Origin of the sequence: Pseudomonas sp. p106 (assembly GCF_003936645.1) — a bacterium.
GTDB lineage: Bacteria > Pseudomonadota > Gammaproteobacteria > Pseudomonadales > Pseudomonadaceae > Aquipseudomonas > Aquipseudomonas putida_E.
Map to the genome: position 1 here is coordinate 84,791 of NZ_RHQR01000003.1, position 14,404 is coordinate 99,194.

A 14,404-nucleotide genomic window follows, 5' to 3' on the forward strand; every position below is an offset into this window, starting at 1 on the left:
GGGGGCCTGGCAGCCTGGGTCAGAAGCTGCCACGCAAGGTCACTGACACATTGCGCGGGTCACCCCAGTAATACCCGGTCGGTGTCGGCGCCACCTGGCGGTAGTACTTCTTGTCGAAGATATTGTTGGCATTGAGCTGCAACGAGTAATGCTCGTTGAACCGGTAATTGACCATCGCGTTATACACCGCATACCCCGCCTGCGAGGCCTCGGCGCTGCCGCTGCGGTTGTAGATGTCGCTCTGCGCCTGCACGCCGCCGCCAACTGTCCACGCTTGCAGCTCGCCCGGCAGGCGATAGCTGGTGAACAGGCGCAGCATGCGCTTGGGGTCGGTGGTGCGGATGGCGTTGCCGGTGTTGCTGATGGTGTCCTTGAGTTGCTTGGTGGTGTTGTAGGTGTAGCCACCGGTCACGTTCCAGCCTGGCAATACTTCGCCGGAAATCTCCAGCTCGAAGCCTTGGCTGCGGTTCTTGCCTGCAGCCACCTTGCAATAGCCCGAGGTGTAGTTGGGCGGGCAGGGGTTGGGGCCGCTCAGGTCATCCAGGGCGTTGCCCACCTGGTAGATGCGGAAGAACGCCAGCGAGGTGTTCAGCCGCCCCTCGTAGAACTCGCCTTTGATTCCGGTCTCGTAAGCTTCGCCTGTGGTGGGCTCCAGCACCGAGCCGCTGACGTCGGTGGCGGTCTGCGGGTTGAAGATTTCGGTGTAGCTGGCGTAGGTGCTGAAGTTATCGTTGAGGTCGTAGATCAGCGCCGCATACGGCACGATCTTGTTGTCGACGCTGAACTTGCCGTTCGACTTGACGTTGTTTTCCTGCTCGTAGTCATACCAGTTGGCCCGTGCCCCGATGATTGCCGTGAGCGGGTCTGCCAGGGAAATGCGCCAGGTGGCGTAGGCCGCTTCCTGGGTGGTGCGCGTGCGCACCGGATGGGCGGTGATGTTGATGTCCGGTTCGGCCAGGCTGGTCTTTGGGTCCCACTCGCGGATGTCGAAAACACCGGAGGATACGAAGTTGGTGGCCGAGGCGTAGGAGTCATTGCGAATGCGCTCGACACCCAGCATCAGGTCATGGCTGCGCCCGAGCAGCTCGAACGGCCCGTTGAGGGTGGCGCTCAGGTTGTTCTGCAGGCTCTCGCCGCCGTCGCCCTCGGTAACCTGATAGTTCATCAGGTAGGGGTTGTTGCTGGGGTTGGCAGCGCCACTGGCGCGGGTGAAGTAGGTCTGCTTGAAACCGTGGTCATCCAGCTCGAAGTGCGTGCGCTGGGCCATCAGCTTGAGCGACCAGTCGTTGTCGAAACGGTGTTCGAGCTCGGCAAAGGTCTGCAGGTTGCTGCGGTCCCAGCGGTTCCAGTCGGCACCCAGGTAAGTGCTGCGGCCAAGCGCAAGGGGCGAGCCATCATAGTCGGCGGGCAGGTTGCCCCAGGCGCCGGTGGCATCGAGCTTGGTCCACTCAAGGCCAGTGGTCAGGGTGGTGCTTTCATTCAGATCGAAGGCCAGCACACCGTAGAACACCTCTTTGCGCTCCTGGCGCGAGTCCTGGAAATGGTCTTTGTCATCGTGTACGGCGATCACCCGGCCTCGCACGTTGCCGGTTTCTGTCAGCGGGCCGGAGATATCGGCGACATAACGCTGGGCATCCCAGGAGCCGAGGGTGACGCTGCCTTCGCCCTGGAATTCGTGCGTCGGGCGTTTGCGCACCAGGTTGACGGTGCCTGACGGGTTACCCGCGCCGCGAATCATGCCGGTGGCCCCGCGCAAGATCTCGGCCCGGTCGATGATGGCCGAATCGCTCTGGATGAATGAACCACCGCCGCTGCCCTGTACCACGGTGGCGCCATCGTACTGGATGGCATCGATCGCATAGCCGCGTGAGTAGTACTGCACGCGTTCGCTGTCGGTGAGGTTCACCACCACACCAGGCGTCTGCTCCAGCAGGTTGGTCAGGTTGGTGATGTTCTGGTCGTCGATGCGCTGGCGGGTGACCACGGTCACCGACTGCGGGGTGTGGCGAATGCTTTGTGCGGTCTTGCCGATGGTGACCGCACCGGTCGTGTAGGAGCCACTGTGCTCGGTGGTTTCCCCCAGGCGATCGCTGGAAATGCTGGTGGCACCCAGTTGCAGTGCACCACCGGCGTCCAGTGCGGGTATCAGCAGAAAGCTGTTATCGCCTTCCTGTTGCACTTGCACATCGCTGCCCATCAGCACGAGGGTCAATGCTTGGGCCGGCTCGTGGCGCCCCTGCACGCCTTGGGTGGTCTTGCCCTGCAGGCTGTTCGCATCGAACGACAGGCTCAGGCCGCCTTGCCGGGCCACCTGGTCCAGTGCCGGGGCCAGAGGGCCTGCGGGGATGCTCCAGTCGATTTGCCGGTGCTGGCTGGCGGGTGCAGCCGCGACCTGTGCGGGCAGTGCCAGGGCGCTGCCCAGGCCGAGGCCGAACACGGCGGCGCGCACGGCATGGCGCAGCCTGTCGTTGCGGGGGGAACACGGGTGGATCATGGACCGCTCCTGAAGGTTTCGTAGACCACTTTTCGGGCTTTGTTCCTTCAGGCCGGACGAGAATGAGATTCCACCTCATTCTTTTTCAAAAAAGATCAGGCTGCCCCGACGCTGACCCAATAGCGTGTGCGGTAATCGACACGTACCGGCAGGCTGCGGGTGAGCAGTTGCAGAATCTGCTCGGTATCGTTCAGCTGGTAAGTGCCGGATACCTTCAGCGCGGCCACCTCGCCAGCGCAGCGCAGCAGGCCCGGGCGGTAACGGGCCAGTTCGGCGCAGAACTCGCCCAGTGGCATCTGTTGCACGCTGAGCACACCGTCGGTCCAGCCCCACGGGTCGCCATGCAACGAGGCAAGCGCGTGAGCCCCGTGCGGCGATACTTGCAACACCTCGCCCGCCTGCACCACGCGTGGTGAAGGGGAGGCCGGGAACAAGGTGACTTTGCCGCGGCGCACGGCCAGCAACAGGCCCTGATCGTTTTCGCGCAGCAGCAGTTGGCCGTCCTGGGTAGCCAGGGCGCCGACCCGGGTGGTGATGCGGAACGGGCGGTTGTCGCCAGGGTTGCTGGCCAGGCTGACTTCGCCGCGCAGCAGGGTCAGTTCGCGCAGCTCGGCGCTGTAGTGCAGGTCGATGGCGCTGGCCGTGTTGAGCTGGATCTGGCTGCCATCACTACCCTGCAACCGGCGACGTTCGCCAGTGCCGGTGCTGTTGTCGGCCATCAGGGCGGGCAGGCCGAGCGGCTCGCGCGCGGCCCAACCGGCGCTGCCGCCGATCGCCAGCACCGCCAGCAGTTTGAGGTGGTCACGGCGGTTGATGCGCTGGCGTTGGCGGCCATCGAGGGTGCGCCGGCTAAGGTCGCTGGGGAGCCCCGCCAGTTCGTCGCTGAGGGTGCTCACCCGCTGCCAGGCCTGGGCGTTGTGCGGGTGGTGGGCCAACCATTGCTGGAACTGCTGTTCGGTAGCCGGGCTTGGGGTGTCGAAGCGCAGCTTCACCAGCCATTCGATGGCCTGGTCGACCTGGGCCTGCGCGGGTACTTGATCAGAGCTCGGCATAGCGCAACCGGTAGCAGACGCCCAGGGCCTTGGCCAGGTCGCGTTCCACGGTGGCACGCGAAACGCCAAGGCGAAGGGCGATCTGCGCGATGCTCAGGCCATCGAGCTGGGCCAGCAAAAAGGCCTGGCGGGCGCGGGGCCTGAGCTGGTGCAGGGCACGGTCAAGGCGCTCGAGGGCATCCAGAATCACCAGGCGATGTTCTTCGCTGGGCACTTCGCCTTCGGGTACATGGGCCAGGCTTTCCTGGTAGGCGCGCTCCAGGGCGCGACGGCGGAACTGGTCGATCATCAGGCCGCGAGCGATGCTGCTCAGGTAAGCCCGCGGTTCTTTGATCGGCGAAACCTGGCGTGCACGCAGCAGGCGCACGAAGGTGTCCTGCGCAAGGTCTGCAGCGTGTTCCTGGCAGCCGACCCGGCTGCGCAGCCACCCACGTAGCCAAGCGTGATGGGACTGATAGAGCAGGGCGACTTCGGCCGGTTTGAGCGTGTCGTTGAGCTGCATCGTAGCGGCTGATCCCAGGAAGCATGCGTGACTGTGAATAGTTCTCAATTCTATGCATGGATGATGGCACTGGGCAATGGTTGCCCGGAATTAGCTGCGCAAGATTCGGCGTTTCCACGATCAGTGGCTGGGCTAAGCTGGTCCTGCCTTGAACCCACTGGAGCTATGGATGATCCTGGCCGACCTCTCGCCTGAAGCCTATCGCGAAGCCACCGATTACCTGGCCGCGCTGGACCCTGACTGGGCGCGGCACATTGCTGCGACCGGGCCGTGCCTGCACCGGGCGACACCGGGGCGCGAGCCCTATGAGGCGCTGGTACGGGCGATTGCCTACCAGCAGCTGCATGCCCGTGCGGCCGAAGCGATACTGGGGCGATTGCTGGCGCTGTTTCCTGACGATGGGTTTCCCGCGCCGAGGCAGTTGCTTGAGGTGGCGCCGGAAACGATGCGTACCTGTGGGTTTTCCGCGAGCAAGCTGGCGACAATCCACGGGATTGCCCAGGCCGCGCTGGACGGGGCGGTGCCGTGCCGGGAAGAGGCATTGGGCATGAGCGATGAGGCCTTGATCGAGCGCCTGGTTGCCTTGCGCGGCGTGGGCCGCTGGACCGTCGAGATGCTGCTGATCTATAGCCTGGAGCGCTCGGATGTGTTGCCGGTGGACGATTTTGCGGTGCGTGAGGGGTATCGTCGCCTCAAGGGGCTGGGCAAGGCGCCGACGCCGGCGCAGATGCGGTCGCTGGGCGCCGGGTGGCGTCCGCACCGCACGGTGGCAGCCTGGTATCTGTGGCGGGCCTGAGACGAATCAGCTTGGTTGAGGCATACCGCAATGACCCCCTACACCACTGACGAACAACGCTGGCAAGCTGTCTACACCCGCGACGCGGCAGCAGCAGGCCATTTCGTCTACGCCGTGCGCACCACCGGCATTTATTGCCAACCCGGCTGCAAATCGCGCATGGCCAAACGCGAGAACGTCGAATTCTTCACCGCTGCCGCCGCCGCGCAGGCCGCAGGCTATCGTCCCTGCCGGCGCTGCCAGGCCAAGCCGTCGAGCATTCGCCGCTGCGAACTGGTAGCCCGCGCCTGCCGCCTGCTCGAAACCCCGGACAATCCACCCGGCCTCGGCCAGCTCGGGGCACAACTGGGGGTCAGCCCGTACCACTTGCACCGCCTGTTCAAGGCTGCAACCGGCCTCACGCCAAAGGCCTATGCCACAGCCTTCCGCGCCCGGCGCCTGCGCGAGCGGCTGGGCGAGGGGAAAACAACGGTGACCGATGCCATCTTTGATGCCGGTTACAACTCCAATAGCCGTTTCTACGAAAGCGCCGATCAGCGCTTGGGCATGCGCCCGCGCCAGTACCGCGCCGGTGGCGCGGGTATGGCCATTCATTTCGCCGTAGGGCAGTGTTCACTGGGGGCGATCCTGGTGGCGCAAAGCGAAAAAGGCATCTGCGCAATCCTGTTGGGTGATGCACCTGAAGCGCTGCTCGAGCAATTGCAGGATCAATTCCCTAACGCTCGCCTGATCGGCGGCGATGCCGAGTACGAACGACTGGTGGCGCAGGTGGTGGGCTTCGTCGAGGCGCCCGCCCTGGGCCTGGACTTGCCTCTGGATGTGCAGGGCACCGCGTTTCAGGAGCGGGTCTGGCAAGCCCTGCGCGAAGTCCCGCTGGGCGGCCGGGTAAGCTATACCGAGATTGCCGAGCGCATTGGCGCGCCCAAAGCGGTGCGTGCCGTGGCCATGGCTTGTGCGGCCAACCGTATCGCCGTGGCGATTCCTTGCCATCGGGTGGTGCGCCGAGACGGCGACATCAGCGGCTACCGCTGGGGGGTGGAGCGCAAGCGGCAACTGTTGGAGCGAGAAACGGCACTCTCCTGAAGGCCGCAAGCCGCGTAGAATCCACCGCCAAATAGCCTTGTGATGAGGAACGTTCGATGAGGCGTGTCTGCCTTGCCCGATTTTACCTGGGTGTAATGGCCCTGATGCTGGCGCTTGCGTCGCCGGCCTGGTCGGCTTCCGTGCCGGTTGCCAACCTGGTTGCCAGCGAGCTGCCGGTGCTGGATGAAAACGCAAGTATCGAGCAGTTGAGCGACAGGCTCGACCAGATTCGTCAGGGCGTGACCAGCAACGCCAACGACGACCTGCTCTCGCAACTGCGCATGGCTACCGTGCAGGTCCAGCGACAGGCCGATGCGTTGAGCACCTTGCGCGCTGCTGACGTGCAGAAGCTCGACGACAAGCTCAAGGTCATCGGCCCGGTACAGAAGGATGAAGCCGCGACCCTGGCCTTGCAGCGCAAGGAGCTGGAGGCGCAGAAAAAGTCCGTGCTCGCCGAGCAGGATCAGGCCACCAAGCTGACTCAGTCGGCGCGCGACCTGTCCACGCAAATCGTCAACCTGCGCCGTAGCCAGTTCAACTCGCAAGTGACCAGCCGGGCGGCCACCCCGCTGAGCCCGGCTTTCTGGCAGTCGCTGATCCGTCCTACCGAGGACGATGTGATGCGCCTGCGTGACTTGCGCGGCGAGGCGGCCGATGCCGTCGCCAGTGCCTTGAGCGCTGAACACCGCGGGTTCTTCATCACTAGCCTGGTGGCCGCGATCCTGGTCTGGACACTGGTCCGCCTGGTCCTTGAGCGCCTGCTCGCTGCCGCCATGATTCGTTGGCTGCCCGAAGGCCGCCTGCGCCGAAGCGCATTGGCCTTGAGCGTGAGCCTGGCCACCCTGGGCACTATCGCCGGCGCCGTGTCGCTGCTGCGTTGGGGCCTTCAAAGCAGTGCCATGCTGGGCTCGGACATGGCCAGCCTGACCAACCACTTCCTCATGCTCGTGGTGTTCAGTGCCTTCATCACCGGCCTTGGCCGGGCCATGTTGATGCTGCAACGGCCTTCCTGGCGTTTGCCGCCGATCCCCGACGAAGTGGCCAGTGCTCTGGGTTGGTTCCCCAAGTTGCTGGCCCTGGCACTGATGGTGATGCTGACCTTCGAGCGCATCAACAGTGTGATCGGCACCAGCCTGGCGCTGACTGTCGCCACCAACGGCCTGACCGCGCTGGTGGTGGCCGCCATCTTCTCCGCGGCGCTCATACGTTACCGCCGGACCTTGCGCAAACATGAGCTGGCGCGCCCGACCGGCCTGGCAGGGCTGATCCCGTTCGTGATCGTGGTGTGGGTCGGGCTCATCTTGCTGACGCTGCTGGCCGGCTACCTCACCCTGGCTTACTTCCTCACTGCCAAGCTGCTGTGGATCAGCATGGTCGCCACCTGCGCCTACCTTTTGACCACCTTCCTGGCTGATCTGTGCGAAACCCTGCTGTCGCCGCGTCAACCCGGCGGCCTGGCGCTGGCGTCGTCGCTGGGCCTGGCACCACGCCATCAGGCCCAGGCCAGCACCATCCTGACCGGTGTCAGCCGCACGGTCCTGCTGTTCCTGGCCGTGATGCTGGCGTTGATGCCGTCGGGCACCAGCCCCGGCGAGCTGCTGCTGAGCCTGGGCGATTGGGACGGCACCGGTGGCAAGTTGCTTGGCAACCTGAACATCGTGCCGCAAGACATCCTGCTGGCCGTGGCGATGCTGTTAGGCGGCATGCTCGGTATCCGTGTGCTCAAGCGCTGGCTGAGCGAGCGCCTGCTGCCGGAAACTGACATGGACGCCGGCATGCGTGCCTCGCTGGTAACCCTGGTCGGTTACCTGGGCTTCCTGTTCCTGGCCATGCTGGTGATGTCGACCCTGCGCATCAACCTCACCAGCCTGACCTGGGTGGTCAGTGCGCTGTCGGTGGGTATCGGTTTCGGCTTGCAGCAGATCGTGCAGAACTTCATTTCCGGTCTGATCCTGCTCACCGAGCGCCCGGTCAAGGTGGGCGACTGGGTGAGCCTGGCGGGCGTCGAGGGTGACATTCGCCGGATCAACGTGCGCGCCACCGAGATCCAGATGTCCGACCGCTCCACGGTGATCGTGCCCAACTCGCAGTTCATCTCGCAGAACGTGCGCAACGTGACCATGGGCAATGCCTTGGGCGTGGTGGGCATCACCCTGACCCTGCCGCTGGAGACCGATGCCAACCAGGTGCGCGACCTGCTGCTGAACGCCTTTCACGAGCATGAGGCGATCCTGGACGCGCCGGCTGCTTCGGTAACCTTCAAGGACCTGACGACCAGCGGCATGGTGATCAGTGTCAGCGGCTATGTGGCGGGGCCGCGGCAGGTGTCAGGGGCGCGCAGCGACCTGCTGTTCACCATCCTGGGGCGCTTGCGTGATGAGGGCATTCCCCTGTCTTCACCGCAGAGCATGGTGCTGGTGCAGGAGGGCGCACGCCCGGCTGACGAGCCGGCGTAATACCCTGGCGCGCAAGACGGCCGCCGGCGCTTGGGCCGCCTGGCGGCCCCTGGGGCAATCAGCCCAGGCACCGCGTCACATGCTTGACCGACAGGTAGCCCGACAACCCCCAAGGCCCGAGCTCCCGCCCGATCCCGCTACCCTTGGTGCCGCCCCAGGACGTTTCGACGAACACCGCTTGTACCGAGTTGATCCACACATGCCCGACTTCCAGCGCATCGGCCACCCGCTCGGCGCGCTCCAGGTCCGCTGAGCAAACGGTGGCGACAAGGCCGAAACGGCTGTCGTTGGCCTCGGTAATTGCCTGTGCTTCGGTCGAGAATCGACGCGCGCACAGCACCGGCCCGAAGATTTCTTCATTCCACAGGCGGCTGTCCACGGGGACGTCGGCATACAGCGTCGGGCTGACAAACCAGCCGTCGCGGTCCAGCGCCTTGCCACCGGCCAGGCACTGCAGGCCCTCTTCACGGGCGGTGGCAAAGTAGCTGGCAACCTTCAACCATTGCGCCTGGCTGGTCAGCGGGCCCATGTCCACTTCTTCAGTCAGTGGGTTACCGACGCGCAGCGTTTCCAGTGCCTGTTGCAGGCGTGGCAGCAGCGCATCGGCAATGCCATCGTGCACCAGCAAGCGCGAGGTGGCCGAGCACATTTGCCCGGCGTTCCAGGTGATACCGGCGACGATCCACTCCACTGCCTGGTCCACATCGCAATCATCGAACACCACGATCGCCGATTTGCCGCCCAACTCCAGGGTCACGGGCCGGCACTGTGCCGATGCGCTGCGCATCACCTGGCTGCCGACGCTGTTGCTGCCGGTGAACGACAGCTTGTCCAGGCCGCTGTGGCTGCTCAGTGCCGCGCCGGTCTCGGCCTTGCCGTTGACAATGTTCAGCACGCCGGCAGGCAGGCCTAGGGTATCGGCGATCTGGCCGTAGGCCTGCTCGATCAGCGGGGTGACTTCCGAGGGCTTGAGCACCACGGTGCAGCCTGCCGCCAAGGCCGGGGCGAGCTTCCAGGCGCTGGTCACCAACGGGAAGTTCCACGGCACGATCAGGCCGACCACACCCACCGGCTCCAGCCGGGTGCGGGCGGTAAAACCCGGTGCGGCCAACGCCACTTCGCGATTCCTTTCCGGCAGTTGCTCGGCCAGGTCGGCGTAATAAGCGAAGGTGGCTATGGCATCGTCCAGGTCGATTTCGGCCTCATGGCGAGGCTTGCCGTTGTTGCGCATTTGCAGGCTGATCAGTGCTTCACGGCGTTGCCCAAGCTGCTCGGCAAAACCGCGCAGGTACGCCGCACGCTCGTTGGCGCTGACCTGCTTCCAGGTGGGCAGGGCATTGCGCGCCGCCGCCACGGCCTGGTCGACCTGAGCAACGCTGGCGGCCATCAGTTCGGCAAAAGGTTGGCCCAATGCAGGGTCATTGACGCTGATGCAGTCGCTGCCCTGGCCTTCGACCCAGCGGCCGGCGATGTAGTGGGAAGTGGTCATGGTCGTTATCCAGTCAGGCCATTTCGGCAGGTTTCAGCACCGGCGTGTGCGCGGTGCTTTTGCAACGCACCCAGCGCGGGCCGTTGGGGCCATACACGCCAGCAGGTTCAGGGAACAGGTTGAGCAGCAGCAGGTACAGCACACCAGCCATGCCCAGGGTTACCGGCAGGCTCACGTCGATGCCGCCAGCCAGGTCGCCCAGCGGGCCGACGAACTGCCCAGGCAGGTTGACGAAGCTCATGCCTACCACCGCGCTGGGGACCCACGCGCCCATGCCGCGCCAGTTCCAGCCATGCAGGAACCAGTAGTGACCGCCGCGCTGGCCGCGGGTGAACACTTGCAGGTCGTCGGCGTGGTAGAAGCCGCGGCGGGTGATCAAGCCGAGAATCATGATCACCATCCACGGGCTGGTGCAGGTAATGATCAGCACGGCGAAGGTCGAAACGCTCTGCACCAGGTTGAAGGTGAAGCGGCCGATGAAGATGAAGGCAATAGCCATTACCCCGATCAGCACGGTGGCGCCTGCGCGGCTGAGCAGCCGCGGGAACACGCTCGACATGTCCAGCCCGGTGCCGTAGAGCGCAGTGGTGCCGGTGGACATGCCACCGATCACCGCGATCAGGCACACCGGCAGGAAGAACCAGCTAGGCGAAATCGCCAACAGGCCACCTACGTAATTGTTGGCGACGATGTAGTCCGCGGCGTGGGTGGCCACCAGGGTGGCGGTGCACAGGCCGAACAGGAACGGGATCAGCGTGGCGGCCTGGGCGGCGATCACCGCCAGCATGATGCGCGCCTTGGGCGTTTGCCGCGGGATATAGCGCGACCAGTCGCCGAGGAAGGCGCCAAACGATACCGGGTTGCTCATGGCCAGAATCGCCGCGCCGACGAAGGCTGCCCAGAATCCGGCCTGGCCAAGGTTGACGCTCCCGGCGTAGCCCGCATCGAACGGGCCGGCAAAGGCGAAGATGCCCAGCAGGAACAGCAGGCTCGAGGCCCATACGGCAACCTTGTTGACCCACAGCATGAAGCGGAAGCCGAAGATGCACACCACCAGCACCAGGATGGCGAACAGGCCGTAGGCCAGGCCCAGGGTCAGGTCGGTTTCGGGCAGCCCGGCCAGGCGCTTGGCGCCGCCGACCAGGGCATCGCCGGAACTCCATACCGACAGCGAGAAGAACGCCACGGCGGTGAGCAGCGACAGGAACGAGCCGACGATGCGCCCATGCACGCCGAAGTGCGCGCCCGACGACACCGCGTTGTTGGTGCCGTTGAGCGCGCCGAACAAGCCCATGGGCGCAAGGATCAGCGCACCCACGCCGACGCCGAGCAGGATCGCCCAGACCCCGGCCTGGAACGACAGCCCGAACAGTACCGGGAAGCTGCCCAGCACGGCGGTGGCAAAGGTGTTGGCACCGCCGAAGATCAGGCGGAACAGGTCCAGCGGGGAGGCGTCGCGTTGATCGTCAGGGATCTGTTCGACGCCATTGGTCTCGATACCGGTCGAGTGGCTCATGGTGATGCTCCAGCGCGGTTGTTGTAGGCCGGCGCGGTGCGCGGGCCCTCTTGTGGGTGCGATGGCAGGGCGGCAGGGCCGCGTAAAGGTGAATCAGGCGACGGTGACGACCGACAGGTGCTCATGGCAGGCCAGCCAGCGTTCGCCGTGGCGGCGGAACACGATGGTTTCGCGCTCGGCCAGTTGGTGCTGCTCGCCGGCGATGCGGATGTGCGTGGCAACATCGTGCATGAAGATCGCCACATCACCTTGCAGGCTCACCTGCGCATTGCTCGAAACGCAGCCGAGCACGGCAAAACCCTCGGCCTGCCATTGGGCCCAGAGGTCTTCGTAGGCGCCGCGCGACAGCAGCGGTTGCGCCAGGGTGTGGAAAAGAAAGGTGGCGTCTTCGCTGAAGCAGGCGAAGTAGCGGGCGGTGTCGTTGCTGGCGAAGGCGGCTACAAGGTCGGCGGCGGCCTGGCGTACCTGAAGTGTCTGGTCCACGGGAGTGGCCTCACGGTTATTGTGATTGTGGTGAAGCGATTCTGGTGGGGGTTGGCGGGTGAACAAATCGCTGGGGGGAAATAATTAGTTCAGGAATTTGTGAAGTGAAGTGCGATGAACCAGGCGCTTAGCCTGACTCAGGAATCACTCCAGGAAGATTGGTCGCGAGGCAAGTCGCCTCTGGGGTCATTAACGATGAGTAACTCACCAGCAATCCCGGCGGTAAAAACGGACTACCCTGCTGGAACTCGGCCACGGCAGTGGCCGGCTCCAGGGATAGGTAAAGCGCCTCAAGCCCTTTGCGATTGGCGCGGCCACCTTGGGTAGCCGCGCCGGTGCCGGATGTTGGTGTTATTGCCCATTTCGGTGTGTGCAGCCGGTAGCAGGGCAGGTTCTTCAACGCGATGATTTTCATCCTTGAGAACCGGCTTCCCACGACTGCAGGAAGGCGATCAACTGTTCAGTTCGGCCGTCGCTGACAACCTCTTCTGGCGTTCTGTAGTCGAATGTCGACAGCGGTTCGTTCTTGAACCAGAAAATGGCCTTGGTCATGTCCGTGCCCATGTCAGTTACAGCACGCAAGACCCGCACGGCATCACGTATGTACGCCTGGATCTTCTCCGACTCGGGGGCGTTGCGCACGGTGTTGCGATGGACATGGGCGCGGGTTGCGAATGTCTGCTGGTCCATCGAGAACACCTTCAGGAACCGCTCAGGGGAGAACATGACCCGATTGACTTCCCGAAGCGCTTCCATCAGCCCCTCGAAACTTGTGGGTTGAAGTTCCAATACTGCATTGCTGGCCATGATTGACCTCCTGAGGGGGTTTGCTTCTCACAAGCACAATTTTTGCACAATTTGAGCATAAATCAAGATCTTTGCACGCAGGCTGGGACCGCGCTGTCATCGGTTCTGCACCGCCGCCTTGGATCCGACTGGCGGTCTTACTCACCCCCCATCCTTGCCTACGCTGAAACTCCCACCCCAACGTTAGCAAGGAGATCGGTCATGGCCTTCCAATACAAGCGTCTGGACAAGAACAACGCCGCGGTTCTGCTGGTCGATCACCAGACCGGCCTGTTGTCGCTGGTCCGGGATATCGACCCCGACCGTTTCAAGAACAACGTGTTGGCGCTTGCCGACCTGGCCGAGTACTTCAAGCTGCCCACCATCCTCACCACCAGTTTCGAAACCGGCCCCAACGGGCCGCTGGTGCCCGAACTCAAGGAGCAATTCCCCGACGCCCCCTACATCGCCCGGCCGGGCAACATCAACGCCTGGGACAACGAAGATTTCGTCAAGGCGGTGAAGGCCACCGGCAAGAAACAGTTGCTGATCGCCGGCGTGGTCACGGAAGTCTGTGTGGCCTTCCCGGCGTTGTCGGCGCTGGAGGAGGGCTTCGAGGTGTTCGTGGTCACCGATGCCTCCGGCACCTTCAATGAGCTGACCCGTGATTCGGCCTGGCGGCGGATGGAGGCAGCCGGGGCGCAACTGATGACCTGGTTCGGCGTGGCCTGCGAGCTGCACCGTGATTGGCGCAATGATGTTGAAGGCCTGGGCACGTTGTTCTCCAACCATATTCCCGATTACCGCAACCTGATGACCAGTTACAGCAAGTTGGCCAAGTAAAACGGCAGGGATCGACCATACTGACTGTTCATTCGCACCAAGGAGCGTGTCATGGCCAAGCCGTCCAGGAAGAAAGACTTGCAGGCGCCCGCCGAGAAGCTGGGCGGCAAGGCCTATGACAAACAGCTGAAAGACCTGCATGTGGAATTGGTGAAGCTGCAGGAATGGGTCGTGGCCAAGGGCCTGAAGGTGTGCATCGTATTCGAGGGCCGTGATGGTGCCGGCAAGGGCGGCACCATCAAGGCCATCACCGAGCGGGTCAGCCCACGGGTGTTCCGCGTGGTGGCGCTACCGGCGCCGACTGAACGGGAAAAGTCCCAGATGTATGCCCAGCGCTACCTCAACCACCTGCCGGCAGCGGGGGAGGTAGTGATCTTCGATCGCAGCTGGTACAACCGCGCAGGCGTTGAGCGGGTGATGGGCTTTTGCACCGACGAGCAGGCCGGCAAGTTCCTCGCGGTGGTGCCCTTGCTGGAGAAGCTGATGGTCGAGTCGGGGATCATCCTCATCAAGTACTGGCTCGAAGTCAGCGCCCAGGAGCAGACCCGCCGCCTGCAGGACCGCATCAATGACGGCCGCAAGGTGTGGAAACTTTCTCCCATGGACCTCAAGTCCTACACCCGCTGGGATGAATACACCCTCGCCCGCGATGAGATGTTCGCTGCTTCCGATTCATCGTGGGCGCCGTGGTTCCTGGCCCATTCCGACGACAAACGCCGTGCTCGCCTGAACATCATCAGCCATCTGCTTTCGCGCATTCCCTACAAGGACGTCACTGGCGACAAGGTGGTGAAGCTGCCCAAACGCGGCAAGATCGGCAAGTACAAAGCGGTAGCCTATCCCTTCAAAGTGGTCGAAGAGCGTTTCTGATTCCCTCACTGCGCATGGTCGCAAGGGTACGAAC

At 63.9% G+C, this 14,404-nt stretch carries 13 protein-coding genes; 5 read left to right on the forward strand and 8 right to left on the reverse strand.

The annotated features are described in order from the left end of the window. Positions 1-19: 19 nt before the first annotated feature. The 3 genes from EGJ09_RS05005 to EGJ09_RS05015 all read right to left on the reverse strand — a co-directional run bounded on the left by EGJ09_RS05005 (position 20) and on the right by EGJ09_RS05015 (position 4,048). Positions 20-2,494, reverse strand: coding sequence for a TonB-dependent siderophore receptor (locus EGJ09_RS05005; RefSeq protein WP_125923381.1), 2,475 nt, complete (start codon positions 2,492-2,494; stop codon positions 20-22). Positions 2,495-2,589: 95 nt separating this feature from the next. Further along, positions 2,590-3,546 (reverse strand): FecR domain-containing protein, encoded by a 957-nt coding sequence (locus tag EGJ09_RS05010; protein WP_125923382.1) that lies wholly within the window; start codon positions 3,544-3,546, stop codon positions 2,590-2,592. Then, on the reverse strand, positions 3,533-4,048 hold the full coding sequence (locus EGJ09_RS05015) for a sigma-70 family RNA polymerase sigma factor (protein WP_046784582.1): 516 nt from the start codon (positions 4,046-4,048) through the stop codon (positions 3,533-3,535). The genes EGJ09_RS05010 and EGJ09_RS05015 overlap by 14 nt, the downstream gene beginning before the upstream one ends. A gap of 169 nt (positions 4,049-4,217) precedes the next feature. Here EGJ09_RS05015 and EGJ09_RS05020 point away from each other — a divergent pair, with 169 nt between their 5' ends. The 3 genes from EGJ09_RS05020 to EGJ09_RS05030 are packed head-to-tail and all read left to right on the forward strand — an operon-like array spanning position 4,218 to position 8,383. Continuing rightward, on the forward strand, positions 4,218-4,844 hold the full coding sequence (locus EGJ09_RS05020) for a DNA-3-methyladenine glycosylase (RefSeq protein WP_046784581.1): 627 nt from the start codon (positions 4,218-4,220) through the stop codon (positions 4,842-4,844). A gap of 30 nt (positions 4,845-4,874) precedes the next feature. Beyond that, entirely contained in the window at positions 4,875-5,927 is a 1,053-nt protein-coding gene (ada, locus tag EGJ09_RS05025; RefSeq protein WP_125923383.1) for a bifunctional DNA-binding transcriptional regulator/O6-methylguanine-DNA methyltransferase Ada, read from the forward strand. Positions 5,928-5,983: 56 nt separating this feature from the next. After that, positions 5,984-8,383: a DUF3772 domain-containing protein gene (locus EGJ09_RS05030; RefSeq protein ID WP_125923384.1), complete on the forward strand. Its 2,400-nt coding sequence runs from the start codon at positions 5,984-5,986 to the stop codon at positions 8,381-8,383. A gap of 58 nt (positions 8,384-8,441) precedes the next feature. Here EGJ09_RS05030 and EGJ09_RS05035 read toward each other — a convergent pair whose 3' ends face one another. From EGJ09_RS05035 to EGJ09_RS05055, 5 genes are all read right to left on the reverse strand, one after another. Then, positions 8,442-9,872, reverse strand: a complete 1,431-nt coding sequence (locus tag EGJ09_RS05035; protein ID WP_046784578.1) for an aldehyde dehydrogenase family protein — start codon at positions 9,870-9,872, stop codon at positions 8,442-8,444. 13 nt (positions 9,873-9,885) lie between these two features. Further along, positions 9,886-11,388, reverse strand: a complete 1,503-nt coding sequence (locus EGJ09_RS05040; RefSeq protein ID WP_125923385.1) for a cytosine permease — start codon at positions 11,386-11,388, stop codon at positions 9,886-9,888. A gap of 93 nt (positions 11,389-11,481) precedes the next feature. After that, entirely contained in the window at positions 11,482-11,871 is a 390-nt protein-coding gene (locus tag EGJ09_RS05045; RefSeq protein ID WP_039601730.1) for a nuclear transport factor 2 family protein, read from the reverse strand. A gap of 127 nt (positions 11,872-11,998) precedes the next feature. Beyond that, entirely contained in the window at positions 11,999-12,286 is a 288-nt protein-coding gene (locus tag EGJ09_RS05050; protein WP_125923386.1) for an RES family NAD+ phosphorylase, read from the reverse strand. After that, entirely contained in the window at positions 12,283-12,678 is a 396-nt protein-coding gene (locus EGJ09_RS05055; RefSeq protein WP_046784575.1) for a hypothetical protein, read from the reverse strand. The genes EGJ09_RS05050 and EGJ09_RS05055 overlap by 4 nt, the downstream gene beginning before the upstream one ends. A 201-nt stretch (positions 12,679-12,879) precedes the next feature. On the opposite strand from EGJ09_RS05055, the gene ycaC reads away from it, so the two are divergent. Together ycaC and ppk2 are read left to right on the forward strand one after the other, a co-directional pair. Continuing rightward, complete coding sequence (ycaC, locus tag EGJ09_RS05060) at positions 12,880-13,500, forward strand: isochorismate family cysteine hydrolase YcaC (protein ID WP_046784574.1); 621 nt, start codon at positions 12,880-12,882, stop codon at positions 13,498-13,500. Between the two features lie 51 nt (positions 13,501-13,551). Then, entirely contained in the window at positions 13,552-14,370 is an 819-nt protein-coding gene (gene ppk2, locus EGJ09_RS05065; protein WP_125923387.1) for a polyphosphate kinase 2, read from the forward strand. Positions 14,371-14,404: the final 34 nt, after the last annotated feature.

What these genes read in the sequence shown, in the direction of transcription:
- ada (WP_125923383.1), top strand. Translation starts at nt 4,875, where the DNA reads ATGACCCCCTACACCACTGACGAACAACGCTGGCAAGCTGTCTACACC.
- EGJ09_RS05040 (WP_125923385.1), bottom strand. Translation starts at nt 11,388, where the DNA reads ATGAGCCACTCGACCGGTATCGAGACCAATGGCGTCGAACAGATCCCT.
- EGJ09_RS05035 (WP_046784578.1), bottom strand. Translation starts at nt 9,872, where the DNA reads ATGACCACTTCCCACTACATCGCCGGCCGCTGGGTCGAAGGCCAGGGC.
- EGJ09_RS05005 (WP_125923381.1), bottom strand. Translation starts at nt 2,494, where the DNA reads ATGATCCACCCGTGTTCCCCCCGCAACGACAGGCTGCGCCATGCCGTG.
- EGJ09_RS05010 (WP_125923382.1), bottom strand. Translation starts at nt 3,546, where the DNA reads ATGCCGAGCTCTGATCAAGTACCCGCGCAGGCCCAGGTCGACCAGGCC.
- EGJ09_RS05055 (WP_046784575.1), bottom strand. Translation starts at nt 12,678, where the DNA reads ATGGCCAGCAATGCAGTATTGGAACTTCAACCCACAAGTTTCGAGGGG.
- EGJ09_RS05030 (WP_125923384.1), top strand. Translation starts at nt 5,984, where the DNA reads ATGAGGCGTGTCTGCCTTGCCCGATTTTACCTGGGTGTAATGGCCCTG.
- EGJ09_RS05015 (WP_046784582.1), bottom strand. Translation starts at nt 4,048, where the DNA reads ATGCAGCTCAACGACACGCTCAAACCGGCCGAAGTCGCCCTGCTCTAT.
- EGJ09_RS05050 (WP_125923386.1), bottom strand. Translation starts at nt 12,286, where the DNA reads ATGAAAATCATCGCGTTGAAGAACCTGCCCTGCTACCGGCTGCACACA.
- ppk2 (WP_125923387.1), top strand. Translation starts at nt 13,552, where the DNA reads ATGGCCAAGCCGTCCAGGAAGAAAGACTTGCAGGCGCCCGCCGAGAAG.
- EGJ09_RS05020 (WP_046784581.1), top strand. Translation starts at nt 4,218, where the DNA reads ATGATCCTGGCCGACCTCTCGCCTGAAGCCTATCGCGAAGCCACCGAT.
- ycaC (WP_046784574.1), top strand. Translation starts at nt 12,880, where the DNA reads ATGGCCTTCCAATACAAGCGTCTGGACAAGAACAACGCCGCGGTTCTG.